This is a genomic window from Pseudomonas laurylsulfatiphila, from assembly GCF_002934665.1.
GTDB lineage: Bacteria > Pseudomonadota > Gammaproteobacteria > Pseudomonadales > Pseudomonadaceae > Aquipseudomonas > Aquipseudomonas laurylsulfatiphila.
Genome location: NZ_NIRS01000003.1, coordinates 646,347 through 671,732, shown reverse-complemented (window position 1 = coordinate 671,732; position 25,386 = coordinate 646,347). Strand labels below are relative to the sequence as shown.

Here is a 25,386-nt window from a genome sequence, read left to right as displayed (position 1 = left end):
GATGACCAGTCGCCGACACCACAAAATCTAAGGTAGGTGCTATCAGAAGTTCAGGAGACCTGATGATGGACGGCCCGATCAAGCTCGATTTTTCGGAAAAATACGACGACCAACACGCCCAACGCTATTTGCGCAAACATCAGGAGGGGCTCGGCCGTCGATTGTCCCATTGGCGTGACGAACAACTGGCGCGCAAGGCGCTGGCCCTGGTTGGCGAGCCTGGTCTGGTCCTCGATTTGCCTTGTGGTGCAGGGCGTTTCTGGCCTTTGTTGGCGGAAAAATCCAACCGCGTGATCATCGGTGCCGATAATTCGGTGTCCATGCTGAAGATCGCAACCCAGGCGCAACCTGCCGACGTGGTGAAACGGGTACAACCCTTGCACACGTCTGCATTCGACATCGCCTTGCCGGGCAACGCTGTCGACAGCATTTTTTGCATGCGCTTGCTCCACCACATCGGTGAAGCCGAGCATCGCATGGCTATTTTGCGTGAATTCGAGCGGGTTTCCCGCGACAGCGTGATCCTTTCGCTGTGGGTCGATGGCAACTTCAAGGCCTGGAAACGCAAACGTTCGGAGAAAACCCGTGGGCAGGAAGGTTACCAAAACCGGTTTGTGTTACCGGCCGCTACCGTAGAAAAGGAATTTGAGCAGGCGGGTTTCCGCATCCAGGAACAACTGGACTTTTTGCCGCTCTATGCCATGTGGCGAGTTTACGTATTACGCAAGAGGTAACAGGATGGCAGTGCAGTATGCAGCAGAAACGGAAGTCGTTTCCCAGGACCGCTTCGATTACTTCTGGAATCAGCGCGGTGAATGGGTAGAAGAACCCAACGTCCGTCGCGGCGGGGAAAGCGGCGTTCAACGCCTGATGGGCAGTGATGGTCAACTGCTCTACGTCAAGCGCCAGACCGGGCATATCCATCGTAGCTTGCAGCACCCTTTCGGGCGGCCTACGGTAATGCGCGAGCATGCTGCGCTCATCGGTGTGACCGCGCTTGGCGTACGGGTTCCGGAAATCGTTTTCTGTGGCGCACAGCGCGATCCTGTACACAAGTGGCGTGCCTTGCTGGTCACCAAGTCGCTGGATGGCTTCGAGGAAATCGATCGCTGGTACGCCGGTGGCGGTCGCGAGCGTCATGGTGAAGCCATAAACGAACGAGTGCTCAAGGACCTGGCTGAAAACCTGGCTCGCATGCACAAGGGCCGCTGGCAGCACGGTTGCCTGTACGACAAGCACGTATTCGTTCGCGTGACCGGTGAGGGTGAGACGGCCAAGGTCGAAGTGGCCCTGATCGATCTGGAAAAATGTCGACAGCGTTTGACCGCCAATCGCGCAGCTGTCCATGACTTGAAGCAATTGCGTCGCCACTCGTCGTTCAGCGATGCAGACTGGAAAAAGCTCGTCTACTTTTATGAGACGGCGTTTGGCAGCGCTATCAAGGGTTTATAGCGATGAAACTCGAAATTGCACGAGGTTTGTTTCTGGTAGGAGCCTTGGCAGTTGCATCGATCGCGATGGCAACCTGGGAGCAACCACGCCCCCAGGTTCTCAGCTCGGTAAGCGCAGAAGAACATTGTCCGTTGCCACGGGTTGCGAAGGCATCCGTGGCCACTCAACCCGATCATGATTTGTTGCTATTCATGTTCGGACTTTCTCAGGGATTGAGGCCGCAAAGTTGAAACGATTGAAGCCAAAATGAAAGGCCTCGCACTTGCGAGGCCTTTTTTTTGGGGCTTCCACTGGTTTGAGCGTGGGCACACGACCCCTTGTAGGAGCCAGCTTGCTGGCGATGGTCGCTAACGATAACGCGTATGAACTGGATAAACGCGGCGCACTTGAGCCCATCGCCAGCAAGCCGGCTCCTACAAGGTTCATGGCTTATCGGGTTTGGCCAGCATCGTGTAGATGCAAGGCAACACAAACAGGGTGAACAACGTGCCGATCGACATGCCGGTCGCGATGACTGTGCCGATGTCGAACCGGCTGACCGCGCCAGCACCGGTGGCGATGATCAATGGCACCATGCCAAACACCATCGCTGCGGTGGTCATCAACACCGGACGCAGCCGGATGGCCGCCGCTTCCTCCACTGCTTCCCGTGCCGTCAGGCCCTTGTCCTTGCGTAGCTGGTTGGCGAACTCGACAATCAGAATGCCGTGCTTGCTGATCAGCCCGATCAACGTCACCAGCCCGACCTGGGTGTAGATGTTCATGCTCGACCAACCCAGGAACAACGGAATCAATGCACCGCAGATGGACAGGGGCACGGTGACCAGGATCACCAGCGGGTCGCGGAAACTTTCGAACTGGGCCGCCAGCACCAGGAAAATGATTGCCAGTGCCAGGGCAAAGGTGACCCACAGGGCGCTGCCTTCCTGTACGTACTGCCTCGATGCGCCGGCGTAGTCGAAGCCAAAGCCGACCGGTGCCTCTTCCCGGGCGATCTGGCGCACGAGGTCGATGGCTTCCCCCATGCTCACCAGCGGCACGCCGGACAGGATGGCCGAGTTGAGTTGCTGGAACTGGTTCAGTTGTCTCGGTCGGGCACGGTCGGTGACGGTGATCAGGGTCGACAATGCCAACAGCTCGCCCTTGGTGTTTTTCACGTAGTAATTGTTCAGCCAGTCCGGATTGTCGCGGAACGGTCGTTCGACCTGGGCAATGACCTTGTAGCTGCGACCTTCAATGGTGAAACGGTTGATCTCGGCTTCGCCCAGCAGGGTCGCCAGGGTTCCCCCCAGGTCCTGCATGGAAACCCCCATCTGCGCGGCCTTGGCGCGGTCAATATCCACCACTACTTCCGGCTTGTCGAAGGCCAGGTCAACGTCGACAAATGCAAACTTGCCGGATTCCATCGCCCGTTTTTTTACCCGATCGACCACTTGCAGCAGCAGTTCGTAATCGTTGGAAGAGTTGATGACGAACTGGAACGGCAAGCCTTCGCCGGTGCCCGGCAAGGAAGGCAGGTTGAAGCCGAAAATCTGCAACCCGGGGATGCTTTCCAGTTTGCTCTGAACCTCGGGCAGGATTGCCATCTGGGTACGATCGCGCTCGTTCCATGGCTTGAGCAGGAAACCGCCTATGCCCGATTGCACACCGTTGAAACCGTTGATCTGGAACGACGAGTAGTACTCGGGAAACGCCTTGAAGATCGAGATGAACTCGTCGGTGTAGGTGTTCAGATAATCGAGGTTGGTCGGTTGCGGGGCGTTGGCCAGCATGAAGATGATGCCCTGGTCCTCATCCGGTGCGAGCTCCGATTTGGTGAACTTGAGAAACACCGGAATCAGGCACAACACGATCACGGCAAACACCAGCACCACCGGCCGGGTGTTGAGGGTGCCATGCAGCATGCTCTGGTAGCGGCGTTTGAGGCGTTCGAAAATCATGTCCAGGCGATGAGCCAGGCCACTGGGATTTTCATCATGACGCAGCAGGAATGCACACATCATCGGAGACAGGGTCAGGGCGATGACACCGGAAATCACCACCGCGCCGGCCAGGGTCAGGGCGAACTCCTTGAACAGCGCCCCGGTCAAGCCGGTCAGGAAACCGATCGGCGCATACACCGCCGCCAGGGTGATGGTCATCGAGATCACTGGCATGGCGATTTCCCGGGCGCCTTCAATGGCGGCGTCCAGCGGTGTCTTGCCTTCCTCGATGTGGCGATGAATGTTTTCCACCACCACAATGGCGTCATCCACCACCAGGCCGATGGCCAACACCATCGCCAGCAGGGTGAGCAGGTTGATGGAGTACCCCATCATCTGCATGAAGAACATGACGCCGATCATCGACAGCGGGATGGTCACCACCGGGATCACTACCGAGCGCAGGGCGCCAAGGAACAGGAACACCACCACGATCACGATCAGCACCGCTTCGAACAGGGTTTTCACCACTTCGTCGATCGAGGCCTGGATGAACAGGGTGGCGTCGTAGGCGATTTCACCCTTGAGGTTCGGCGGTAGCTGGGCCTCAAGGTCCGGCATGATCTTGCGCACTTCCTTGATCACTTCCAGCGGGTTGGCGCCCGGCGTCGCCTTGATGCCGATGTACACCGAAGGGGTGCCACCGAACGAGCTGATGGAGTCGTAGTTTTCCGCACCCATTTCCACACGCGCCACATCCCGCAGCAGTACACGGCTGTCGCCATCGACCTTGAGCGGAATCGCCCCGAAGGCCTCGGCGGACTTGAGTTCTGTATTGGCGTTGATGCTGGTGACCACGTATTCGCCTTTCACCTCGCCGGCAGCCGAGAGGAAGTTGTACTGGCGCACCGCGTTGGTCACATCGCTGGCGCTGAGGCCGAAACCCGCGAGCTTCACCGGATCCAGCCACAGGCGCATGGCAAATACCTGGTTGCCGAGGATTTCGGCCTCGGCCATGCCGGGCAAGGTCGCCAGTTTGGGCTGGATCACCCGCGACAGGTAATCGGTAATCTGCGGGTTGCTCAATTCCTTGCTGAAGAAGCTCATGTACATCAGCACTGACGCATCGGCAGATTCTTTGCTCAGCACCGGGTCTTCTGCGTCCTGGGGCAGCTGGTTCTTGACCTCGTTGGCCTTGGCCAGCAGTTCGGTAAACAGGCGGTCGCTGTTGGAGCCGACGCGCGCGTAGATCGAGATCACCGAAAAGTTCTGGCGACTGACCGAGGTCATGTAGTCGATACCCTCGGCGCTGGCGAGGCTTTGCTGCATCGGTTGGGTAATGTAGCCCTGGATGGTCTCGGCGTTGGCTCCGGGGTAGGCGGTGGTCACCGTGATCAGGGCGTTTTCCATTTGTGGATACTGACGCAGCGGCAGCTTGCTCCAGGCCTGGAAGCCCAGCAGCACGATCAACAGGCTGACCACGGTTGCGAGAACCGGGCGGCGAATGAACGGATCGGTAAAAGCCATGGGGATTCCTTGATCAGTCCGCGCGAGGCGGGCTGTTCTGCCCGGCCAGGGTCTTGTCGTCGCTGATGGCAATGTGCGCGCCGTTATCCAGTTTGAGCTGGCCGGCGGTCACCACTTTCTCGCCGTTCTGCACGCCTTTGGTGATGATCACTTGCCCTTCGCGGCGTTCGCCGGTCTCGACAAAACGTCGTTCGGCGATCAGCACCGGTTGGCCCTTGTCGTCCTTTACCGGGCTGCCGTCTTCGGCCTTCTTTTGCACGGCCACATACACCGAGTTGCCGTAGAGCGTGTAGGTGATCGCGCTTTCCGGCACCACGATGCGCGGTTGCGGGTCGGGCAGGAGCACCTGGAGGTTGGCGAACATGCCGGGCAGCAACTTGCCATCGGGGTTGGCCAGGGTGGCGCGGACTTGCACGTTACGGGTGCTGTTTTCGACTTTGGGGTTGATTGCGCTGATGTTGCCGGGGAACGTCTGGGTCGGATAGGCCGAGACGATGATCTGTACTGGCTGGCCAATGGCAATCTTCGGCACCGATTGCTCCGGCACGAAAAAGTCGACGTACAGGCTGCTGAGGTCTTGCAGGGTAGCGATCATGGTGCCGCTGGCCACGTAGTCGCCGACGTCCACCTGACGAATGCCGATGGTGCCGCTGAACGGTGCGACGATGCGTTTTTTCTCAAGTGAAGCCTTGAGTTGATTAACCGTGGCTTTGCTCTTTTTCAGGACGGCCGAGAGCCGGTCGAATTCGCCTTTGGAAATGGCCTGGCTGCCCACCAGCTGGCTGCCACGGGTGTAATCCACCTGGGCCAGCCCGAGGTCGGCCTGCGCGGTTTCCAGCAGGGCGGCTTCCACGCCGCTGTCGAGTTGCACGATCGGCTGGCCGGCCTTGACCTTCTGCCCTGACTCGAACTGCACGTCGGTGACGGTACCTGCAATTTCCAGGCTCAGATCGACACCTTGCAGCGCCGTCAGTGTGCCGACCGTAGGCAGACGGGCTTGCCACGGACGCTCGGTGGCGGTAGCCACGGCAACGCTGATGGCCGGTTTAGGCGCAGAGAAGCCTTGAACCATCGTGTAGATCGAGAAGGCTTTGTACGCGGCCAGGACCAGCACAATCAGTAGAACCACACCCAACATGATCAGCATGCGGCGACGCAGCATATTCCAGTTCCTTGGAGAAAATCAGGTGAGACAGCAGTGCACATTACCGGGAGTGTACAGGGTAATCCAACTGCCGTTTATTGGAAGGCTTACGACCCGTAGGAGCCGGCTTGCCGGCGAAGGAGTCGTTGAGTGGGCGGCGGAATTGAGATTGCCATCGCTGGCAAGCCAGCTCCTACAGGGGAATGTTGTACGCCCTGTAGGAGCTGCCGAAGGCTGCGATCTTTTTGGCGTTTTATGCCATCAGATGCAGATGGTTGTCCCAGAGCCCTGCGGGCAGGTCCAGCGGTTTGGCGACCAGGTTTGTCTGGCGGCAGTCATAGTAGCGGCAGCGCCCCTGGCCGGAGGTCACTACAAAACCATCGGCCACGGCGCCGACCCCGGCGCAGTCGGGCAGGGGGGCATCCAGGCGTACTTCACCGCTGTCCAGGTCCCAGATGAAGAAACGGTTGCCCCGCGGCGCAGTCAATGCCACCAGGCGCAAGTCGTTGTGCACTGCGACGCTGGCGGTGTAGTGCCCCATGGCCTGCAACTGGTGCTCGGGCACCGGGAACGCCACGAAAGGCTGGCCGGGACGCTTGATCGCCAACAGCTCCGACGACTCGTGGGCCGCGCCCATGAATTGTTGGCTGGCGACGATGGTGCCGTCGCTGGCGATGGCCAGATGGCGCACGCTGTTCATCTGCTGGGCGAGGGTTTCCTTGCTCAGCAAGGTGCCGTCACGTTGCATCAGGACCAGGCTCGGTTCCATGGCGTTGAGGTTCATTTCCACCCGGCTTTCGGCCTCGGTGCGAATCCCGCCGTTGGCCACCACCAGGGTTTCGCCATCGGGCATCCACGACACCTGGTGCGGACCCAGGCCGTGGGTGGAAATCTCACCGCTGTGCACCAGCCTTTCGCCTTCGAACTTATACACGCCGAGCAGGCCGCGGCCCGGGTCGGTGGTGTCATTTTCGGTGGCGTACAGCCAGTCGCCACTGTGGTGAATGACTGCGTGTCCGTAGAAGTGCCGGTTGGGCTGCGACACCACGGTTTGCAGGAGCGCGCCGTCGCGCAGGTCGATCAGGTAACTCTCGGTGCCCGGACGGCGGGCGACGAACAGTGCAATCGGCTGTGTCGGGTGGTTGATGATGTCGTGGCAACGCTGGCCGACCCGGGTGGCGAACACCTGGGTGCCATCGAGCCGATAACCGACGGCGTAATGCTGGCCATCGGTATCATCCCGTGCCGAAAGCAACAACGGACTCTTGCCCTTTTGCTTGAACAGCGTCCAGCCGCCCAGCGTCACCGCACCCAGCAGCAAACTCCCTAATGTCAGAACCTGGCGTCGCAGCATGGAACTGGCCCTCATCAGTCACCGTCGTTGGCGTTGAAGCCCAGCTGGATGCCCAATGCCTTGGCCAGATCGGCCTCGTGCAGGCGATGGACAACGTTGAGGCTGTCATACAGTTCGCTGAGTTGCTGGCGGCCGGCCTCGTCATTGAGCATGTCGGTCAGCGAACGCTGGTTACCGGCAAACAATTTCAGCGAGGCGGCATAGGCGGCATCGATCTTGTCGGCCAAGGGTTTCTGCTCGCTCGGCAACAGTCCGCGCAGGCCTTTGTTATCCACACCTTCCCAGACCGTTTTGGCGGCCGCGAGGCTGGCTTCGAGGCTGGTCAGGGACGAGTGGCTGCGCCAGGCATCGGCCTGGAACGGTTGCGGCACGCCCTTGCTCTGGCGACCCATCGGCGTGCCGAGTTTTTTCTTCAGGGTGTCGATGGCCGTGACTTGAACCCGCAGCAGATCGGCGATCGCTTCGTGGGAGTCGGCGTAACGCTGGTTCGGGAATTTGCTCATCTGCGCGAGCATGCCGTCGGTGTTGTTCCAGGTTTGCAGAATCTCTTCGGCCAACTGTTTCTGGCGTTCGCCGATGGCGATCAGCAGTGGGCAGTATTTGCTCTTCTGCTCAGCGTTGGCCACGTCAGGCTTGCTGTCGAACAGAATGTATTCGTAGGCCGAGAGGCCCTGCACCACGACACTGGACTTGGCCAGCGCTGCAACATCGATCTGCGGCTGGGCGCTGACCAGTTGCTCGACCTGACGGCCGACCAGGTTTTTCTTGTCCGGCCAGAACTGCACTTGCCACGAACGATTGCCTTCGGCCAACGGCCCGATCAACAGCGGTTGCAGCTCGGCCCAGGCTTTTTGCGCGTGCAGGAAGTCGGCACGGGCGGTTTCCAGGGTTTCCTTGCCTTCGCAATAGGCGAGGGCGCTGACTGCCAATTGACGGTCGGCTTCAACCCAGCGGGTGTAGGTCGGCAGGATCACCGACTTGGCGATGGCCGCCGACGTGACCGCTTGCGGATCCTGGGGCGAGCAGGCGCCCAGGGCGAGGGCGGCAAGGCTGGTGAACAACAGTTTGGGACGGAACATGTCGGGCTCCCGCGTGGAATGCGTGTTAAAGGGAATTCAGGAACGCCAGCAGCGCGGCGCGCTGCTCGGCATTGAAAGACAAAACCTGTTGCTGCGCCGCTGTCGCCTCGCCGCCATGCCAGAGCACGGCTTCGAGCAGGTTGCGGGCGCGGCCGTCGTGCAGGAACTGGGTGTGGCCGCTGACCGCCTGTGTCAGGCCGATGCCCCACAACGGCGGGGTGCGCCATTCGCGGCCACTGGCCTGGAATTCGCTACGGTTGTCGGCCAGGCCATCGCCCATGTCATGCAGCAGCAGATCGCTGTATGGCCGAATCACTTGATTGGCCAGCTCAGGTTCGGCGGCGTTGGCGGCGGTGGTGTATTTCGGTGTGTGACAGGACTGGCAACCGGCCTGATAGAACAGGTTTTTGCCGGCCAGCACTTCAGGTGCGTTGACGTCACGACGGGCCGGTACGGCGAGGTTACGGCTGTAGAACAGCACCAGGCGCAGGATGTTATCGCTGACTTCCGGCTCGCCATCGGGGCCGTTGCCACTGGGTGCCTGTTTGCAGGCCGTTTGCGCGTCCGTGCAGTCATCAAAGGGCCGCAGGCTGGTCGTGAGGCCCATATCGCCCGAAAACGCGTGAACATTCTGTTGATTGAGGTTCGGTTGTCCGGCTTTCCAGCCAAACCTTCCCAAAACCGTCTTTTGCTCGGCGTCATCCCAGACCCGGTTCGGTCTTCCGCTGATGCCGTTGTTCGCCTTGGCCTGTGCCTCGGCGTTGGCCAGGATCGCCTCGTCAGGGATCGCCTCGAGCAGGCCCAGGCCAATCATCGGCGGCGCTACACGCGCCGAAAAACGGGTATCGGGGTGCATCGGGCCGTAGCCCAGTTGAGTGATGTTCAGGCTGGGTTTGCGCAGCTCGACTTCGGTGCCGTCCTTGAAGCGAACCGGCACGGCGGTGTAATCGACCCGCACTTTGCCTTCGGGGGCTACACCGGGTACGGCCATGTCCTGGAACTGACCGCCGTAGACGGGCTCCGGCACCACGCCGATCTGCTCGATGACCTTGGCATACGCCGGGGCGTCGGGAATCGACAGGCGTACGAGCATCGACACGGCGTTCACATCGTCCGCAGTCGGTGGATGACCGCGGCCGTCCTTGATGTGGCAGCCCTGGCAGGCATTGGTGTTGAACAACGGGCCGAGGCCATCGCGCGCGGTCGTCGTCGAAGGGGCAATCACCCAAGGGCTGCGGAAAAAGCTGTTGCCGACGCTGAAATCCACACGCCGTGACGGCGGCAGGTTCGCCGAGGGCATGGAAAACGAATTCTGATCGGTCTTGCGCACCGTCGCACTGCCACCGGAGCGGGCTTCACCGGGTTCGGCCTGGGTGAATTTCGGGGCGTCATCGCAGGCACTCAGGCCCAGGGCCAGAAACAGTGCGGACAAGCGAAGAGGCAGCGGGGGCATCAGGGATCCTGCAAGACGAGCAAAACAAGGGCGCAAAGTCTAACAGGGGATGGGAATTTGAATAAGAGGAATTATCGTTTGCTTGATGTGGGGCAGGGTTTTTCACTTGAGACCGAGGCGCTGCGATCGCTGGCAAGCCAGCTCCTACAGGGATAGGTTGTGTACTCGGGTTTTGCAAACCACCAGAACTGTAGGAGCTGGCTTGCCAGCGATGGGGCCACCAGCATCACCACAAAAGGCAGGCATGAAAAAGGCGACCCGAAGGTCGCCTTTTTCATTCAGCCAGCGTTGATCAGAATTCGTGATCAGCGTTGTCCGGGTTCAGGTCGTTGATGCCCAGTTTGCCAGCGGCGGCTTCGATCGAACCGGTCTGCTTGACCAGGGACGCGATGGCGTCACGGACGATCTGGTTGCCTGCGGTGTTGCCGACAGCGATCAACTGGTCGTAGTGCTCACCCTTGTTGGCGTGGTCGACCATGACTTGAAGCTTGGCTTCGGTAGCGGCCAGGTCGTCTTTCAGCGCGGTGTCGGCAGCCGGGTCGGCCTTGGCCACCAGGGACGACAGGCTGGCGCCGGTCATTTTGGTACCGTCGACACGGGTGTATTCACCCAGGTACACGTTACGGATGCCCTTGGCATCGTAGAAGTGCGAGTTGTGGGTGTTGTCGCTGAAGCAATCCTGTTCGTCTTCCGGGGAGTTGGCTTCCAGGGAAACCTTCATGCGCTCGCCCGCCAGTTCGCCCAGGGACAGGCTGCCCATGCCGAACAGCATTTTGCGCAGGCCGGTTTCAGCCGGTTCCGCTTCCAGGGTGGCGCGGTAGTTGTCGGCCACGTTCGGCTTCCAGTTACCGACCATTTCTTCCAGGTCGCTGATCAGCAGCTGAGTCACGGACTTCAGGTAGGCACGACGACGATCGTTGTGACCGCCGGTAGCTCCTTTGCCTTCCAGGTAGTCCGAAGCCGGACGGTTGCCGGCGCCAGGGCCGGTGCCGTTCAGGTCCTGGCCCCAGAGCAGGAATTCGATGGCGTGGTAACCGGTCGCGACGTTGGCCTCGGAACCGCCCAGCTCGTTCAGGCTGGCGAGTTTTTCCGGGGTGATGTCTTTGACGTCGACCTTGTCTTCGCCGATCTGCACTTCAGTGTTGGCGATGATGTTGGCGGTGGCGCCCGGGTTACCCAGGGCGTGCTCGTAGGACTTGTCGACGTAGTCGATCAGGCCTTCGTCCAGCGGCCAGGAGTTCAGTTGACCTTCCCAGTCGTCAACGATGGTGTTGCCGAAGCGGAACACTTCGCTCTGCAGGTAAGGCACGCGAGCGGCAACCCAGGCAGCCTTGGCGGCTTTCAGGGTGTCATCGTTCGGCTTGGCGAGGAAGGCGTCTACGGCGGTTTGCAGGGTCTTCGCGGTGGATTCGGCATCGCTGTAAACGGCGAAAACGATGTCGGCGTAGTGAGCGACAACGGCTTTGGCGGCGGCTTCGTCGACTTTACCGGCAGCGGCAGGTGCAGCAGCCGGGGCGGCCGCGGTGCTGGCAGCTGGCGCAGGCGCGGCAGCTTTTTCTTTGTCACCTTCGCCGCAACCGGCGAGGGAAATAGCGATGGCCAACAGACTGGCGGTAGCCAGAGGCATACGAATCATGGCGAACATCCTGCTTCGATAGGGGGTGGAGTGGCGCTATGCGCACGCAAAACTGCGACATAATGCAAATCTTTCGCATTATGTGTAAAGGGTTGTAGGTGGAAATATTTCTTATTCACGAATCCCTGTAGGAGCAAGCTTGCTCGCGATGAACCTGAGAACAACGCGCTCATCCAGAGTCAACGCGTTATCGTTCACGACCATCGCGAGCAAGCTCGCTCCTACAGGGGGGGTTACAAAATAGCCGCGTTACTGCGTTGGGCCTGCTTGAGGTAAACGCCCAGTTCCCGCGCCGGCAATGGCTTGCTGTAGTGATAGCCCTGACCTTCGTGGCAGCCTTCGGAAATGATGTAGGCCTCTTGTTCGGCGGTTTCCACACCTTCGGCTATCACCTGCATGCCCAGGCTCTTGCCCAGCTGGATGATGGCGCGAACGATGGTCGCATCGTCGTCGTCATCGAGCAGGTCCTGAACGAAGCTCTTGTCGATCTTGATCTTGTCCAGCGGCAGGCTCTTGAGATAGCTCAAGGATGAATAGCCGGTTCCGAAGTCGTCGATGGCGATCAGCGCACCGGAGCGACGCAGGCTGAGCAAGTGCTGGGCCGCAGTGCTGATGTCTTCCATCAGGCCGGTCTCGGTGACTTCCAGTTCCAGGCTGCGTGGCGGCAGGCGGTACATTTGCAGCAGGTTGTTGACCACCCGTGGCAGTTCCGCGTGGTGCAATTGAACCGTGGACAGGTTGACCGCCATGCGCAGGTCACTGAAGCCCTGGTCGTGCCACTCGCGTAATTGTTTGCAGGCCTGGTCCAGCACCCATTCGCCGATGGCAATGATGGTGCCGTTCTGTTCGGCCAGCGGGATGAACAGGTCTGGCGGTACCAGGCCGTGCTCGGGGTGCTGCCAGCGAATCAGGGCTTCGACGCCCACTACGCGGTTGTCGCGGTAACTGATCTGCGGCTGATAGACGAGATAGAACTGATTGCGGACCAGCGCATCGCGCAGGTCTTTTTCCAGCTCGCGGCGGCGACGCATTTCGGTGTCGACGCTGGCGATATAGAACTGATAGCGGTTGCGCGAGCGGGTCTTGGCCAGCGTCATGGTCTGCTCGGCTTTTTGCAGCAGCTTCTCGGTGCTGTCGCCGTCCTCGGGGAACAGGGTGATGCCGATGGTGGCGCGCAGGCGGATCTCCTGATGGTCGAGGGCAAACGGCGCTTCCAGATCATCGAGAATGCTTTGTGCCAGCTCGGCGGCTTCGTAGGGTTGTTCGATATCGGCCTGGACCAGGGCGAACTGGTCGCCACCGAGGCGGGCGAGGGCGCCCAGGCGACCGCTATGGCCGCGCAGGCGATCGGCCAGGGCCAGCAACAACTGGTCGCCGGTCTGGTAGCTGAACTGCTCGTTGATGCCCTTGAAATCGTCGAGGCCGACACACAACACCGCGACCCGGCGCTGTAACCTGCCGGCGTCGATGAGGATCTTGTCCAGTTGCTGCTGCAATTGCTGCCGGTTCGGCAGCCCTGTCAGGAAATCGTACTGGGACATGCGCAACAGGCTGTTTTCCGCCTCGTGGCGCAGATGGGTGTTGCGTTCGATGGACTCGAGCAACTGGTTGGCGGTGTTGATCCAGATACCCAGTTCGTTTTTCTCGTGGCCCTTGAGCAGCGGAATCTTGTGTTCGCTGGGACGATCCGGATTGATTTCCGTGAGGTGCTCGATGATCCGCGACAGCGGCTTGGTCAGCAGCCAGTGATAGACCAGATACAGCACCAGCCCCATGGCGAGCGCGCGCAGTACGCCGGAGATGAAGATGATCACCGAACTGACAATGAACCCTTGACCGTAGGTGGCGGTATCGAGGGTGATGCTCAGGTCGCCGTAATACTCGCTGTAAGGCCCGCGACCGACCAGTTGGGTGGTGAAGGTGCGTTCTTGGCCGAGAATCAGGTCGGTCAGCCAGCGGCTGTGGGAGTGCTGCAGTTCGCGGGTTTTTTGCGCGAGCATGGCTTCGTTGGGGTGGCCGATGGAGGCCTTGCGCACGGCGGCGTCCTGAAACAGGCCTTCGATCACCTGCATGCCCATTTCCCGGTCCAGGCTGTAGACGGCCTGGGTCGAGGGGTCGCGAAACATGTCGAGGATGCGTTCGGCATCGCTGGCGACGGCCTGGCGTGTTTTATAGGCATCGAACACAATCTGCGCGCAGCTCAAGACCACGCCGACGATCAATGCCGACAGGAGCACGACCCGAAGCAACTTCACCGACAAGCTGTTCTTGAGTTCCAGCTTCAAAGGGATATTCCTTGTTCCGTGCGGGTAGTATCAAGTTGCCATGAGTATTGGCAATCCCGTGATGGCAGTCAAAGGGACAATCATCCTTGGGGGATTTTGCCTGCAGCTTGGCTGATTTGCAGTTGTCTTGACGAGTTAGCCTATTAGCACTGTGTCGGTTGTCGAGTCCTTCAACTTGAGGGGTGGGGGTGCAGATATTTTCCTTTTGTTTGATGTTAGCCGTCTGTGGCGGTGGGGCAAGGGGCTCGAGGCTTGTTTCGTTGTTGGGTTTTTAACCGGGTACATATCCGTTTCTGCGGTAACGGCGGCTTATGGTTTCGCCCTTACGGCGAGTCCCTTTGGCAAACGCCCCAAAGGAACCAAAGGTCTCGCCCCTTACGTACGGCCCCTCGCTGAGGCTCGGGGTTCCTTCGCTCCGGCATTCATCCGGGGGCATTGCCCTCCGGTCGGCTTCGCTTCGACCTACATGCAATGAGTTCGACTGCGTCGAACGGCGCTGCGCGCCCATCCCCGGATGAACACCTCCGCTCAGCCTGCCGAGGGGGCGGGTGGATCAAGATCAAGAGCGGCAGGCGAGCTAACGCTCGGCCTGATGAGTGGTGAAGAGCGAAGGTGTACGCCGCTCTGCCTTTGCTCTGCTCTTCTGTGGGAGCTGGCTTGCCAGCGATGGCGGCCTGCCAGCCGACCTGAATCTGGCGGATGTACTTTGACCCTGTAGGAGCTGGCTTGCCAGCGATGACGGCCTGCCAGCCGACCTGAATCTGGCGGATGTACTTTGACCCTGTAGGAGCTGGCTTGCCAGCGATGGCGGCCTGCCAGCCGACCTGAATCTGGCGGATGTACTTTGACCCTGTAGGAGCTGGCTTGCCAGCGATGGCGGCCTGCCAGCCGACCTGCATCTGGCGGATGTACTTTGACCCTGTGGGAGCTGGCTTGCCTGCGATGACGGCCTGACAGCCGACCAATCTCCCACGCCTCCAAGCTGATCAATCCCACACGCCCGCGTGGGAGTGATGCCAGGGACGCTCCGCGTTACGTTTCTGCGAGATGGCGCGGTGTAGGAAAGCGCCAGAAGTTTCCCACGCAGTTTTCAGGTTGTCCGTCGGAAGCGGGCTGAATAACCTTTCGTGATCGCTGAAATGCTTCAGCGATCGGGCGTGAGAACCCGCAGAGAGTGTTAATCCAGCGCCAGTACCACCATAATTGCCGCCAGCTTATCCGCTGCCAGCAATGCTTTATGGCGGCTGTGTGCGGGCAGACCTCGGTCTGGCCGGATTGCTCTCTTGCCGGTTTCTCACTCCGCACATAGCTGCCACCTCTTCGCCCGCGTGAGAAACGGCAAGAGATGGCTCCAATCGATAAGGAGCATATTTTGGATAAGTTAATCCCCGATCCCCCCAGCAGCACCACCAAACCCTACAGCCCCCGCACCCTGTTCATGATCGTTCCCGACATGGACACTGAAACCCTTCTTGCCCACGCCTGTGAGTCACTGGCTTCAGCCAATGTCCTGGCGAGTGATTTCGCCACCTACCTGAATGGCCCCCAGCGCAACACAGCGCTGGCCATTTCGCAGATTGTCATGTTGGCGGAGCTAGCAGTGAGTCGCGCGTTGGATAACCTCGATCCGCAGTAGTTGGCAGGCTAACCGCGTCATCGTTCTTCGCGAGCAAGCCCGCTCCCACACTGGATCGGGTCGTATACAGATCAAATGTGGGAGCGAGCCTGCTCGCGAAGGGGCCCAGCCGAACGCTGAAAATCCCGGGCAATAAAAAACCCGGCTGAAAAGCCGGGTTTTTTTGACTGGCGTCGAGCTTAAGCGGTGAAGGTTTTGCCTTCGAACTGCTCAGCCACGAACTTCCAGTTGACCAGGTTCCAGAACGCTTCGACGTACTTCGGACGCAGGTTGCGGTAGTCGATGTAGTAAGCGTGTTCCCAGACGTCGCAGGTCAGCAGCGGGGTGTCGCCGTTGGTCAGCGGGTTGCCGGCGCCGATGGTGCTGGCCAGGGCCAGGGAACCGTCAGCCTTCTTCACCAGCCAGCCCCAACCGGAACCGAAGGTGCCGATGGAAGTCTTGCTGAACTCTTCCTTGAACTTGTCGAACGAACCGAAAGCTGCGTTGATGGCTTCAGCCAGTGCGCCGGTTGGTTGACCGCCGGCGTTTGGCGCCAGGCAGTTCCAGTAGAAAGTGTGGTTCCAGACCTGTGCGGCGTTGTTGAAGATACCGCCCGAGGAAGTCTTGACGATTTCTTCCAGGGTCTTGCCTTCGAACTCGGTGCCTGGCACCAGGTTGTTCAGGTTCACGACGTAGGTGTTGTGGTGCTTGTCGTGGTGGAATTCCAGAGTTTCCTTGGAAATGTGCGGCTGCAGGGCATCGTGTGCGTACGGCAGCGGCGGCAATTCGAAAGCCATGATGATTCTCCTAATCAGGTCAGTTGCGGTGAGCGCAAGGCCGATCACGGGCGGCCAGACAAGCGCCGGGGAGTTTGTACTCTTTGCGGCGCAGGGAGACGGATCATAGCACCGGGGGGGCGGCATAACCACGCAACAACTGTGTGGAATAGAGGTTCCGCGAATCAGATGGCCGCGATCAACTGTAGCGCTACGGCAAACATCATCACCGCCACCAACAGATCGAGAATTCGCCAGGTACCGGGGCGGGCGAGCCAGGGAGCCAGCCATGCCGCACCCAGCGCCAGGGTGAAGAACCACAGCAGCGAGGCACTGGCCGCGCCGACCACATAAGCGCCGGGCTCGGTTTGTTGTGCGCCCAGGGAGCCGATCAGCAAAACGGTGTCCAGGTAGACGTGCGGGTTGAGCAAGGTCACCGCCAGCGCGCTGAGCATGACCGCCCGCAGCGAGCGTACGGTCTGACCCTCGCCCTGCTCAAGGCTCTGTTTCGAAAAGGCCCGGCGCAGTGCCTGGGTGCCATACCACAACAGAAACGCTGCACCGCCCCAGCGGGCGATGGCCAGCAAAGTCGGGTTCTGTGCCAATACCGTCGCCAGGCCGAACACCCCCGCCGCCACCAACAGGGCGTCGCAGGCCACGCAGAGTGCTGCGACTGGCAGGTGATGTTCACGTCGCAGGCTTTGCGCGAGGACAAACGCATTCTGGGTGCCGATCGCCATGATCAGGCCAAAGGCCACCAACAGACCGTTCATATAACTTTGCCACATGATTTTTTACTCCGCGTTGGCTGCCAGATCCCGCAGCACTTGCAGGGCACGGTCGGCGTCGGCCTGGCCGACAAACAAATGGTCGTGGTAGTAGCCGGCAATCACGTTGCAACTGATGCCGGCCTTGCCCAATGCCGTGGCGAATGCGGCGGTCAGGCCAACCGCTTCGAGTGCCGAATGCACGTTCAGGGTGATCCAGGCGGCGATGTAGTCGAAGCTGAACCCGGCTTTTTCGGCGTGGGAGCGTTCGAGAATCACGGTCAGGCCTTCCTGCTCGCGGAAGCTGCCGACAATCTCCAGGCCCGCAGGCAACTGGCCGTCGCGCAGGGTGCAGAACACGTATTCGCCGGCATTGAGTTGCGGGCTCATGCTGCGCAGCAGCGTTGCCAATGAAGTTTCGCCAGCCATGTGGGTGATCCTTGTTCAAGAGTTCTTGCTGGTCATTGTCCCTGTGAAGGCTGTATAAGAAAAACCAATCTTGCTGATCGCTCATTAGGAAAACTGATGTTCGACTATAAATTGCTTTCTGCCCTGGCCGCCGTGGTCGAACAGGCCGGTTTTGAACGGGCAGCCCAGGTGCTGGGCCTGTCGCAATCGGCGATATCCCAGCGCATCAAACTGCTGGAAGCGCGGGTTGGCCAGCCGGTGCTTGTGCGGGCCACGCCGCCGACGCCGACGGAAATCGGTCGGCGCTTGCTCAACCACGTGCAGCAGGTGCGCTTGCTTGAGCGGGATTTGCAAAGCCTGGTGCCGGCACTGGATGAAGAGGGCCTGCCGGAACGCCTGCGGATCGCCCTGAACGCCGACAGCCTGGCCACCTGGTGGGCGCAGGCGGTGGGGGAGTTTTGCGCGCAACAGCATCTGTTGATGGATCTGGTGGTCGAAGACCAGACCGTCGGCCTCAAGCGCATGCGCGCCGGCGAGGTGGCAGCCTGTGTCTGCGCCAGCGAGCGTCCGGTGGCGGGCGCGCGCAGCGTGCTGCTGGGGGCCATGCGTTACCGTGCGCTGGCCAGTCCGGCCTTTATTGCCCGGCATTTTCCGCAAGGCGTACGCGCCGATCAGTTGGCCCGCACCCCGGCGCTGGTGTTTGGCCCGGACGATTTCCTGCAGCATCGGTATCTTGCGTCCCTCGGCGTCGAGGGTGGTTTCGAACACCATTTATGCCCGTCGTCGGAAGGTTTTATTCGATTGACTGAAGCCGGCTTGGGCTGGGGCCTGGTTCCGGAACTGCAGGTACGCGAGCAACTTGAAAGGGGCGTGTTGCGGGAGTTATTGCCAGATAAGCCGATCGATGTGCCGCTGTACTGGCATCATTGGCGTAATGGCGGTCAGTTGCTGGGGCTGCTCACCGATCAATTGGTCAGCGCATCGAAACAATGGCTGGTGCCCTTGGACTGACGCGCAGCGTCAAGACCTCACGTAATACGCAAAACGAAATATTCGGAGCAATACATGAAAATTCTGGTTACCGGCGCAAGCGGCTTCATCGGCGGACGCTTTGCGCGTTTTGCCCTGGAGCAGGGCCTGGGCGTGCGGGTCAACGGTCGCCGGGCCGAAAGTGTGGAGCATCTGGTTCGCCGCGGAGCCGAATTCATCCAGGGGGATTTGAGCGACCCGGAACTGGCGCGCGAACTGTGTTCGGACGTCGAGGCCGTGGTGCATTGCGCCGGTGCCGTCGGTTTGTGGGGGCGTTATCAGGATTTCCATCAGGGCAACGTCCAGGTCACCGAGAACGTGGTCGAAGCCTGCCTGAAGCAACGGGTACGGCGGCTGGTGCATTTGTCCTCGCCGTCGATCTATTTCGATGGTCGAGATCACCTGGGCCTGACCGAAGAGCAGGTGCCCAAGCGCTTCAAACACCCTTACGCCGCCACCAAGTACCTGGCCGAGCAAAAAGTCTTTGGCGCCCAGGAGTTCGGTCTCGAAACCCTGGCCCTGCGCCCGCGTTTCGTGACCGGGGCCGGCGACATGAGCATCTTCCCGCGCCTGTTGAACATGCAGCGCAAGGGGCGCCTGGCAATCATCGGCAACGGTCTGAACAAGGTTGACTTCACCAGCGTGCAAAACCTCAACGAGGCGTTGCTCAGCAGTTTGCTGGCCAGCGGTTCCGCGCTGGGCAAGGCTTACAACATCAGTAACGGCACGCCGATTCCGTTGTGGGACGTGGTCAATTACGTCATGCGCAAAATGGACGTCCCACAGGTCACCCGCTACCGCTCCTACGGCCTGGGCTACAGCGTGGCGGCGCTCAACGAGGGCGTGTGCAAGATGTGGCCGGGGCGCCCCGAACCAACGTTGTCGCGCCTGGGCATGCAAGTCATGAACAAAAATTTCACCCTGGACATCAGCCGCGCCCGGCATTATCTGGATTACGATCCCAAGGTCAGCCTCTGGGCGGCGCTCGATGAGTTCTGTGGCTGGTGGAAGGCGCAGGATATTCGCTGAGGCTCGAACACCGTGCCATTTCTGAACCGGATACGGGCTTCAGGGTCAATGGTTGCGGCTGTGGGGTTTATACTGCGCGGCATAAAGCCATTATGTGATTCACTAAGGTTGATTCAATGTCCATGCGAAACGATGCCAACGACGACTTCGACGATGTACCGAGCTTGCGTGCAGACGTTCTCGATGACGATTATCCGCCCACTGTTCGTACGGTCGTGCATTCGCGCACGGCGCCGGTGGTGAAGGTCAAGGCGGCGAGTACCGGTCCCCTGTGGGCGTTGGTCGGGGCGTTGTTCTTTGCGTTCGCGGGCCTGGCCTGGTGGAGCTTTCAGCAGATCTCCCTGATGGAACAGCAACTGGTGGCGACCCAGGAAAGTTTCGCCCGGATCAGCGAGGAAGCGGCAGGGCGCCTGCAGGATATTTCCGGAAAGGTTGTGGCCAGCCAGACCAGTGTCACCAGCGACAGCGAGGCCTTGAAGCTGCAAATCCGCCAGCTGGAAGGCAAGCTCCAGGACCAGAGCACCCAGCAGCAAGGTGTGGCCGGCCAGGCCTCGGACCTGGACAAGCGACTGGCGCAAATGACCGCGCAAACCACCGAAGTGGACAAGCGCCTTGCACAGATGACTGCCCAGGACACCGAACATCAGGCGGTCAATACGCAGTTGCAGGCCGAGGTCAAAGCCTTGAGTGCTGAAGTGGCCGCCCTGAAAAGTGCCCCGTCCGACTCGGAAAAATTCGATGCACAGTTGAAAAGCCTGGGGGCCGACATCGTCGCTCTGAAGAAACAAGGCAACCCGAGCGCTGCCATCGAGCGTCTCGAGCAAGACATCGTCGTGCTCAAAAGCGTGCAGGACAACCGTCCGGCCGCCGCACCGGGCGCGACCAACACCGCCGAGTTCGATGCCTTCCGCAGCCAGGTCACCCGCAACATCAATACCCTTCAGGCGCAGATCCAGAACCTGCAACAGCAGTTGCGCGCCCGGCAGTAATCGACTGCCTCAGGCAGATCGGGGTTCCTGAAATCCATGCCTCCCCCATTGCCGTCTACGCTCTTGAAACACCATCAGGAACGAGGGATGCGCAATGGGGTTTCTGCATAAGTCCGCCTTGCTATGCGGCATGTTGTTACTGTGCCTGGGCCAGGCACAAGCCGCCGGGACGGAAAAGGACGACAGCAAGGCGGCCATCGCCCTGCTGGAAAAAGCCTTGGCCTACTACCACCAGAACGGTGACAAGGCCTTTGCGGCGTTCAGTCGCCAGGGCGAGTTTGTCGACAAGGACCGTTACGTCTTTGTGCTCGACACCAAGGGCGTGATGCTTGCCAGCGGCGGACCGTCGTCGGCATTGATTGGCCGGGACGTGTCGGAAGTGCTTGGGCCGGACTTGCAGAAAACCTTCAAGGACGCCCTGAAAGTACCGGAGGGCAATGGCATTCAGCAGGCGGAGTATCGCTGGCAGAACTGGAACGACGGCAAGGTCGAGCGCAAGCATGTCTACTACCAGCGCATCGGCCAACGGATTCTGGCGGTCGGTTATTACCTGCCCCGGGCCTCCGCTGAACAGGCCATGGCCCTGCTGAATAAAGCGGCAACCGATCTGGCCAAGGATGAGAAGGGCACCCTGACGGCGATCAATTCCCTCAAGGGCGGCTACCTGCAGGATGACCTGTATGTGTTTGTCGTCGACCTGGACACCCGGCGTTATGTGGCCCACGGCACCAACCTGCGGCTGATCAATACCGACTTCAGCAAGATCGAAGACCCGGAAGGCAAACCGGTGGGCGAGCCGATCCTGGCGTTGATGGCCAAACAGGATTACGGCGAATACGAATACCGCTGGAAAAACCCGGTGACCGGCAAGGTGGAGAACAAGCATGCCTACCTGAAAAAGGTCGGGCATCTTCTGGTGGCTGTGGGGTATTACAGTCCTTGATTTTGAGTTGATTGAAAGGGCGTCTTCGCTGGCAAGCCAGCTCCTACAGGGTCGGGTAATTCTGTAGGAGCTGGCTTGCCAGCGATGGCCGCAACGCGGTCTACCTATCGAACCTTGTCCTCACGCCCGCGCAACAACATGTTCGGCATGGCAATCGCCGCCACCAGCCCCAGCAACGACACCACCGCACTGACCGTCAGCAAGTGCCGGAACGTCAGCAGCAATTCTGCACGCAATGCGTTCTGCGCCTCACCCGGTGCGGCGTTCAACCCGTCGAGCAGCACATTCCCCGAACTGCCTTCGGCAATCAGCGACGAGCCGGCCAGGTGCGCAAAACTTGAATCCTGCAACAGGGCCAGCAGCAGCGCCGACATCAACGCCACACCCACGGCACCGCCCAGCGAACGGAACAGGTTGGTGGTGCTGGTGGCGACGCCGATGTCCCGCTGGTCCACCGAGTTCTGCGTGCCGACCAATGACGTCGGGAACTGCATGCCCGAGGCAATCCCGCAGAGCAGCATGAACAAGCTGCTCACGACGAACGCCTGCGGCGGGCTGAACGCCATGCCGATAATCGCGATGGGCATCAGCGCGGCACCCGTGAGGATCATTGGTTTGTAGCGCCCGGTCACCGAGGTGCGGCGGCCGGCGAAGTACGCGCCCATCGGCAAGCCCATGGCCAGCGGCAGCAGATGCAGGGCGGCGCTGTCGGCCCCGGCGCCGGTGACACTCTGGAAGCGCAACGGCATCAATACGATCAGCGAGATGGCCTGGAAACTGGTGAAAAAAATCGTGCACCAGCACAGGATCGCATGGCGGTTGGCGAACAGATGCATGGGCAGCAACGGCTCCCGTGCCCGCCGCTCGTGAATGACAAACAGCCCCAGCACCAGTACCGCACAAGCGAGCAGCGCCAGCACTTCGGCACTGCGCCAGGAATGACCCTGACCGACCTGCGTGATGCCCAGCAACAATGCCGTCAGCCCGATGATCATCAACACGGTGCCCAGGTAATCGATGACCGGTTTGCGTTGCGGAACCGGCAGGCCCACCAGCGTGCGATGGGCCACCAGCCAGGCACCCAGGCCCAGCGGCAGGTTGATCAGGAACACCCAGCGCCAGGACAGGTATTCGGTCATGTAGCCGCCGAGCACCGGGCCGGCCACACTGGCCACCGCGTACATGCTGCTGAAATAGCCCTGATAACGACCGCGTTCCCGTGGCGGCACGATGTCACCGATGATCGCCTGGCTCACCGAAATCATCCCGCCGGCCCCGATGCCCTGGAAGATCCGCGCCAGAACCAGTTGCTCCATGCTCTGGGCCATGCCGCAGAACACCGACGCCAGGGTGAACAGGCCCATGCCGAACAGCATCAACTTGCGCCGCCCGTACAGGTCGCCCAGTTTGCCGTAGATCGGCACCGCCACGGTCATGGCCACCATGTAGCCAGAAATCACCCAGGCCAGCAGGCTGACGTCCTTGAACTGTGCGGAGATGGCCGGCATCGACACGGCGACGATGGTCTGGTCCAGCGCCCCGAGGAAGATTGCCAGCATCAGCGCGATCAGCACGCTGCGGATGGCGGGTTTGGGCGTTTCAGGCTGATGGAGATTGGTCACGGGAAAACCTGCGGGCATTGATTGACCCGCACGAGGCAAGGCGAGCGGGAATGCTCGCCAGTGTAAGTCGATAGCAGGCTATTCGATAGCCTCATAAGGAAGCCCGACGTAGTTTTCCGCGATGGTTTTTCGACCCGCCTCGGAGTCGATGAAATACTCCAGTTCCGACTCGGCAATGCGCTGGCTGAAGGCATCGTGCTCATCGAAACGGTGCAGCATCGAGGTCATCCACCAGGAAAACCGCTCGGCCTTCCACACCCGGCGCAGGCAGATTTGCGAGTATTTCTCCAGCAGATCAAGGCGGTTTTCACGGTAAACCTTGAGCAGGATATTGAACAGCGTACTCACATCGCTGGCTGCCAGGTTCAGGCCCTTGGCGCCGGTGGGCGGAACGATGTGCGCGGCATCGCCGACCAGGAACATCCGCCCGTATTGCATCGGTTCGACCACGAAGCTGCGCAGCGGCGCGATGCTTTTTTCGATGGACGGGCCGGTCACCAGTTTGTCTGCCAACGCCTGTGGCAAACGCGTCTTGAGTTCATCCCAGAAGCGTTGATCCGACCAGTGATCGACATGATCGCTGGTGGGCACTTGAAGGTAGTAACGGGTGCGTGTCGGCGAGCGCATGCTGCACAGGGCAAAACCGCGCTCATGGCGGGCGTAGACCAGTTCGTCGTGGACCGGTGGGGTATCGGCCAGGATCCCGAGCCAGCCGAAGGGGTAGATCCGTTCGAAGACTTTCAGGCTGTCGGCGGGAATCGATTGCCGCGCCACCCCATGGAAGCCGTCGCAACCGGCGATGTAGTCGCAATCGAGTCGCCAGGTTTCACCCTCTTTCTCAAAAGTGACAAAGGCTTCGTCGGTTTTCATTCCGTGAGGAACGACGTTGGTTGCCTGGTAAATCGTTTGCGCGCCGGCCTCCCGACGGGCGGCCATCAGGTCGCGGGTGACCTCGGTCTGGCCGTAGATCATCACGGTTTTGCCACCCGTGAGGGCGTGCAGATCGATGTGCACCTGGCGCCCGTCGAGGGCCAGTTCGAAGCCGCCATGCACCAGTCCCTCGGCGTCCATGCGCTGACTCACGCCGGCCTGACGCAACAGCTCTACCATGCCTTGTTCAAGCACGCCGGCGCGGATTCGGCCGAGTACATAGTCCGGCGACTGACGTTCGAGAATGAGGGTGTCGATACCGGCGTTGTGCAGCAATTGGCCGAGCAACAAGCCTGAAGGGCCGGCACCAATGATGGCGACTTGGGTTTTCAGCGTTTTCATTGTTTTTATGACTCGCAAGCTTCACGCGACCAGGGTCGGTGAATGATTTTTATGGATCGAGTGCTTGCATTTTTCCCTTGCGAGTCTGTCAATTGAAGGTGAAAACTGAGCCGATAGCTGTACATTCTGCCAATCGGTGCGATTATCGCCCGCCATCAAACTCCGAGGCCTGGATTGAAGTGATGAACAAGCCTGACCTGCCTTCGATTCCGGTGTTCAAGCTCTACGGTGAAAGCCTGGATTGGCCGACCCCGGACTTGCTGCACTGTGAAACCATTTCCAAACGCAGCCGCGAACATCATTGGGAAATCAAACCCCACCGCCACGCTGATTTATGTCAACTGCTCTTCGTATTCAAGGGTCAGGCAGAGCTTGAAATCGAAGGCAAACGTACACAACTGGTGGAACCGGGGATCCAGATCCTGCCACCGCTGTCGGTGCATGGCTTTCGCTTTTCCGAAGACGTGGAAGGCTTTGTCGTGACCCTGGCCGCACCGCTGATCGCCCACCTGCAGATGCAGTTGGGCCACTCGGTCAATGCCCTGGCCCAGGCCGAAAGTTACCCGGCAGGCAAGGACGCCGAGTACCTTAACAGCCTGTTCAGTGCCTTGCAGAACGAATACACCAGCCATCAACCGGCGCGGGAAATGCTCATGCATTCCCTGGTCAGCGTGATCGTGGTGTGGGTCAGTCGCCAGGTGATCCAGCGTCGCACCGCCATGGCGCGGCCGCAGCGGGCCCGGGAATACCTCAACGGCTTTATTCAGCTGGTGGAAGAGACTTATCGCCAGCACGTCAAGGTCGAGGATCTGGCGCATCGGCTGGGGATATCCGTGTCGCACCTCAACGGCACCTGCCGTGAGCTGGCGGGGCAACCGGCGTTGCAGATCATGCACGAACGGCAATTGCTGGAGGCCAAGCGCTTGCTGACCTACACCAGCATGACCATTTATGAAATGTCCGACGTGTTGGGGTTTTCCGATCCGACCAACTTCACGCGCCTGTTCCGTCGTCGTGTGGGGATTTCGCCCAAGGCCTTCCGCGACCGCTTGAAGGCCGATCAGGACAACGAAGCCTGACCCCC

21 protein-coding genes are annotated in these 25,386 nt (G+C 60.2%); 9 read left to right on the top strand and 12 right to left on the bottom strand.

The features are described 5' to 3' along the window. Positions 1–65 precede the first annotated feature (65 nt). Genes CD175_RS13490 through CD175_RS31725 form a run of 3 tightly spaced genes read left to right on the top strand, consistent with a single transcriptional unit; the run spans position 66 to position 1,682 of the window. Positions 66–734, top strand: a complete 669-nt coding sequence (locus tag CD175_RS13490) for a class I SAM-dependent methyltransferase (protein ID WP_104449443.1) — start codon at positions 66–68, stop codon at positions 732–734. A gap of 4 nt (positions 735–738) precedes the next feature. Further along, positions 739–1,452: a lipopolysaccharide kinase InaA family protein gene (locus CD175_RS13485; RefSeq protein WP_104449276.1), complete on the top strand. Its 714-nt coding sequence runs from the start codon at positions 739–741 to the stop codon at positions 1,450–1,452. Positions 1,453–1,454: 2 nt separating this feature from the next. Beyond that, the gene (locus tag CD175_RS31725) at positions 1,455–1,682 is read left to right on the top strand and encodes a hypothetical protein (RefSeq protein ID WP_104449275.1); all 228 of its coding nucleotides are present in this window, start codon (positions 1,455–1,457) and stop codon (positions 1,680–1,682) included. Between the two features lie 192 nt (positions 1,683–1,874). On the opposite strand, the gene CD175_RS13475 is transcribed toward CD175_RS31725, so the two are convergent. The 7 genes from CD175_RS13475 to CD175_RS13445 all read right to left on the bottom strand — a co-directional run bounded on the left by CD175_RS13475 (position 1,875) and on the right by CD175_RS13445 (position 13,852). Then, a complete protein-coding gene (locus CD175_RS13475; protein ID WP_104449274.1) occupies positions 1,875–4,901 on the bottom strand; it encodes a multidrug efflux RND transporter permease subunit in 3,027 nt (1,008 codons plus the stop codon). A gap of 13 nt (positions 4,902–4,914) precedes the next feature. Continuing rightward, positions 4,915–6,063 (bottom strand): efflux RND transporter periplasmic adaptor subunit, encoded by a 1,149-nt coding sequence (locus CD175_RS13470; RefSeq protein WP_104449273.1) that lies wholly within the window; start codon positions 6,061–6,063, stop codon positions 4,915–4,917. Between the two features lie 235 nt (positions 6,064–6,298). After that, entirely contained in the window at positions 6,299–7,399 is a 1,101-nt protein-coding gene (locus tag CD175_RS13465) for a DUF1513 domain-containing protein (RefSeq protein ID WP_104449272.1), read from the bottom strand. Positions 7,400–7,413: 14 nt separating this feature from the next. Then, a complete protein-coding gene (locus tag CD175_RS13460) occupies positions 7,414–8,478 on the bottom strand; it encodes an imelysin family protein (RefSeq protein ID WP_104449271.1) in 1,065 nt (354 codons plus the stop codon). Positions 8,479–8,503: 25 nt separating this feature from the next. After that, on the bottom strand, positions 8,504–9,931 hold the full coding sequence (locus tag CD175_RS13455; RefSeq protein WP_104449270.1) for a di-heme oxidoreductase family protein: 1,428 nt from the start codon (positions 9,929–9,931) through the stop codon (positions 8,504–8,506). Between the two features lie 292 nt (positions 9,932–10,223). After that, the gene (locus tag CD175_RS13450) at positions 10,224–11,567 is read right to left on the bottom strand and encodes an imelysin family protein (protein WP_104449269.1); all 1,344 of its coding nucleotides are present in this window, start codon (positions 11,565–11,567) and stop codon (positions 10,224–10,226) included. A 233-nt stretch (positions 11,568–11,800) separates the two neighbouring features. After that, entirely contained in the window at positions 11,801–13,852 is a 2,052-nt protein-coding gene (locus CD175_RS13445; RefSeq protein WP_104449268.1) for a putative bifunctional diguanylate cyclase/phosphodiesterase, read from the bottom strand. A 1,372-nt stretch (positions 13,853–15,224) separates the two neighbouring features. Between CD175_RS13445 and CD175_RS13425 the strand changes: the two genes are divergently transcribed. Beyond that, on the top strand, positions 15,225–15,488 hold the full coding sequence (locus CD175_RS13425; protein WP_104449442.1) for a DUF6124 family protein: 264 nt from the start codon (positions 15,225–15,227) through the stop codon (positions 15,486–15,488). A 179-nt stretch (positions 15,489–15,667) separates the two neighbouring features. Here the strand turns inward: CD175_RS13425 and CD175_RS13420 are convergent, their stop codons facing one another. From CD175_RS13420 to CD175_RS13410, 3 genes are all read right to left on the bottom strand, one after another. Further along, entirely contained in the window at positions 15,668–16,264 is a 597-nt protein-coding gene (locus CD175_RS13420) for a superoxide dismutase (protein WP_008022038.1), read from the bottom strand. A gap of 164 nt (positions 16,265–16,428) precedes the next feature. After that, entirely contained in the window at positions 16,429–17,031 is a 603-nt protein-coding gene (locus CD175_RS13415; protein WP_015096661.1) for a LysE/ArgO family amino acid transporter, read from the bottom strand. 6 nt (positions 17,032–17,037) lie between these two features. After that, a complete protein-coding gene (locus CD175_RS13410) occupies positions 17,038–17,439 on the bottom strand; it encodes an ACT domain-containing protein (protein WP_104449266.1) in 402 nt (133 codons plus the stop codon). Positions 17,440–17,535: 96 nt separating this feature from the next. Between CD175_RS13410 and CD175_RS13405 the strand changes: the two genes are divergently transcribed. The 4 genes from CD175_RS13405 (at position 17,536) to CD175_RS13390 (ending at position 21,408) form a co-directional block, all read left to right on the top strand. Then, positions 17,536–18,429: a LysR family transcriptional regulator ArgP gene (locus CD175_RS13405; RefSeq protein WP_007978530.1), complete on the top strand. Its 894-nt coding sequence runs from the start codon at positions 17,536–17,538 to the stop codon at positions 18,427–18,429. A gap of 54 nt (positions 18,430–18,483) precedes the next feature. Then, complete coding sequence (locus CD175_RS13400; protein ID WP_104449265.1) at positions 18,484–19,476, top strand: NAD-dependent epimerase/dehydratase family protein; 993 nt, start codon at positions 18,484–18,486, stop codon at positions 19,474–19,476. A 116-nt stretch (positions 19,477–19,592) separates the two neighbouring features. Continuing rightward, positions 19,593–20,465, top strand: a complete 873-nt coding sequence (locus CD175_RS13395; RefSeq protein WP_104449264.1) for an ATPase — start codon at positions 19,593–19,595, stop codon at positions 20,463–20,465. A 94-nt stretch (positions 20,466–20,559) separates the two neighbouring features. After that, positions 20,560–21,408: a cache domain-containing protein gene (locus CD175_RS13390; protein ID WP_104449263.1), complete on the top strand. Its 849-nt coding sequence runs from the start codon at positions 20,560–20,562 to the stop codon at positions 21,406–21,408. Positions 21,409–21,512: 104 nt separating this feature from the next. On the opposite strand, the gene CD175_RS13385 is transcribed toward CD175_RS13390, so the two are convergent. Beyond that, the gene (locus CD175_RS13385; protein ID WP_104449262.1) at positions 21,513–23,030 is read right to left on the bottom strand and encodes an MDR family MFS transporter; all 1,518 of its coding nucleotides are present in this window, start codon (positions 23,028–23,030) and stop codon (positions 21,513–21,515) included. A gap of 78 nt (positions 23,031–23,108) precedes the next feature. Next, complete coding sequence (pobA, locus tag CD175_RS13380; protein ID WP_104449261.1) at positions 23,109–24,302, bottom strand: 4-hydroxybenzoate 3-monooxygenase; 1,194 nt, start codon at positions 24,300–24,302, stop codon at positions 23,109–23,111. A gap of 182 nt (positions 24,303–24,484) precedes the next feature. On the opposite strand from pobA, the gene CD175_RS13375 reads away from it, so the two are divergent. Continuing rightward, positions 24,485–25,381: a helix-turn-helix domain-containing protein gene (locus CD175_RS13375; protein WP_104449260.1), complete on the top strand. Its 897-nt coding sequence runs from the start codon at positions 24,485–24,487 to the stop codon at positions 25,379–25,381. Positions 25,382–25,386 lie beyond the last annotated feature (5 nt).

What these genes read in the sequence shown, in the direction of transcription:
- CD175_RS13410 (WP_104449266.1), bottom strand. Translation starts at nt 17,439, where the DNA reads ATGGCTGGCGAAACTTCATTGGCAACGCTGCTGCGCAGCATGAGCCCG.
- CD175_RS13485 (WP_104449276.1), top strand. Translation starts at nt 739, where the DNA reads ATGGCAGTGCAGTATGCAGCAGAAACGGAAGTCGTTTCCCAGGACCGC.
- CD175_RS13390 (WP_104449263.1), top strand. Translation starts at nt 20,560, where the DNA reads ATGGGGTTTCTGCATAAGTCCGCCTTGCTATGCGGCATGTTGTTACTG.
- CD175_RS31725 (WP_104449275.1), top strand. Translation starts at nt 1,455, where the DNA reads ATGAAACTCGAAATTGCACGAGGTTTGTTTCTGGTAGGAGCCTTGGCA.
- pobA (WP_104449261.1), bottom strand. Translation starts at nt 24,302, where the DNA reads ATGAAAACGCTGAAAACCCAAGTCGCCATCATTGGTGCCGGCCCTTCA.
- CD175_RS13405 (WP_007978530.1), top strand. Translation starts at nt 17,536, where the DNA reads ATGTTCGACTATAAATTGCTTTCTGCCCTGGCCGCCGTGGTCGAACAG.
- CD175_RS13395 (WP_104449264.1), top strand. Translation starts at nt 19,593, where the DNA reads ATGTCCATGCGAAACGATGCCAACGACGACTTCGACGATGTACCGAGC.
- CD175_RS13465 (WP_104449272.1), bottom strand. Translation starts at nt 7,399, where the DNA reads ATGCTGCGACGCCAGGTTCTGACATTAGGGAGTTTGCTGCTGGGTGCG.
- CD175_RS13400 (WP_104449265.1), top strand. Translation starts at nt 18,484, where the DNA reads ATGAAAATTCTGGTTACCGGCGCAAGCGGCTTCATCGGCGGACGCTTT.
- CD175_RS13420 (WP_008022038.1), bottom strand. Translation starts at nt 16,264, where the DNA reads ATGGCTTTCGAATTGCCGCCGCTGCCGTACGCACACGATGCCCTGCAG.
- CD175_RS13475 (WP_104449274.1), bottom strand. Translation starts at nt 4,901, where the DNA reads ATGGCTTTTACCGATCCGTTCATTCGCCGCCCGGTTCTCGCAACCGTG.
- CD175_RS13490 (WP_104449443.1), top strand. Translation starts at nt 66, where the DNA reads ATGGACGGCCCGATCAAGCTCGATTTTTCGGAAAAATACGACGACCAA.
- CD175_RS13415 (WP_015096661.1), bottom strand. Translation starts at nt 17,031, where the DNA reads ATGTGGCAAAGTTATATGAACGGTCTGTTGGTGGCCTTTGGCCTGATC.
- CD175_RS13450 (WP_104449269.1), bottom strand. Translation starts at nt 11,567, where the DNA reads ATGATTCGTATGCCTCTGGCTACCGCCAGTCTGTTGGCCATCGCTATT.
- CD175_RS13375 (WP_104449260.1), top strand. Translation starts at nt 24,485, where the DNA reads ATGAACAAGCCTGACCTGCCTTCGATTCCGGTGTTCAAGCTCTACGGT.
- CD175_RS13470 (WP_104449273.1), bottom strand. Translation starts at nt 6,063, where the DNA reads ATGCTGCGTCGCCGCATGCTGATCATGTTGGGTGTGGTTCTACTGATT.
- CD175_RS13460 (WP_104449271.1), bottom strand. Translation starts at nt 8,478, where the DNA reads ATGTTCCGTCCCAAACTGTTGTTCACCAGCCTTGCCGCCCTCGCCCTG.
- CD175_RS13455 (WP_104449270.1), bottom strand. Translation starts at nt 9,931, where the DNA reads ATGCCCCCGCTGCCTCTTCGCTTGTCCGCACTGTTTCTGGCCCTGGGC.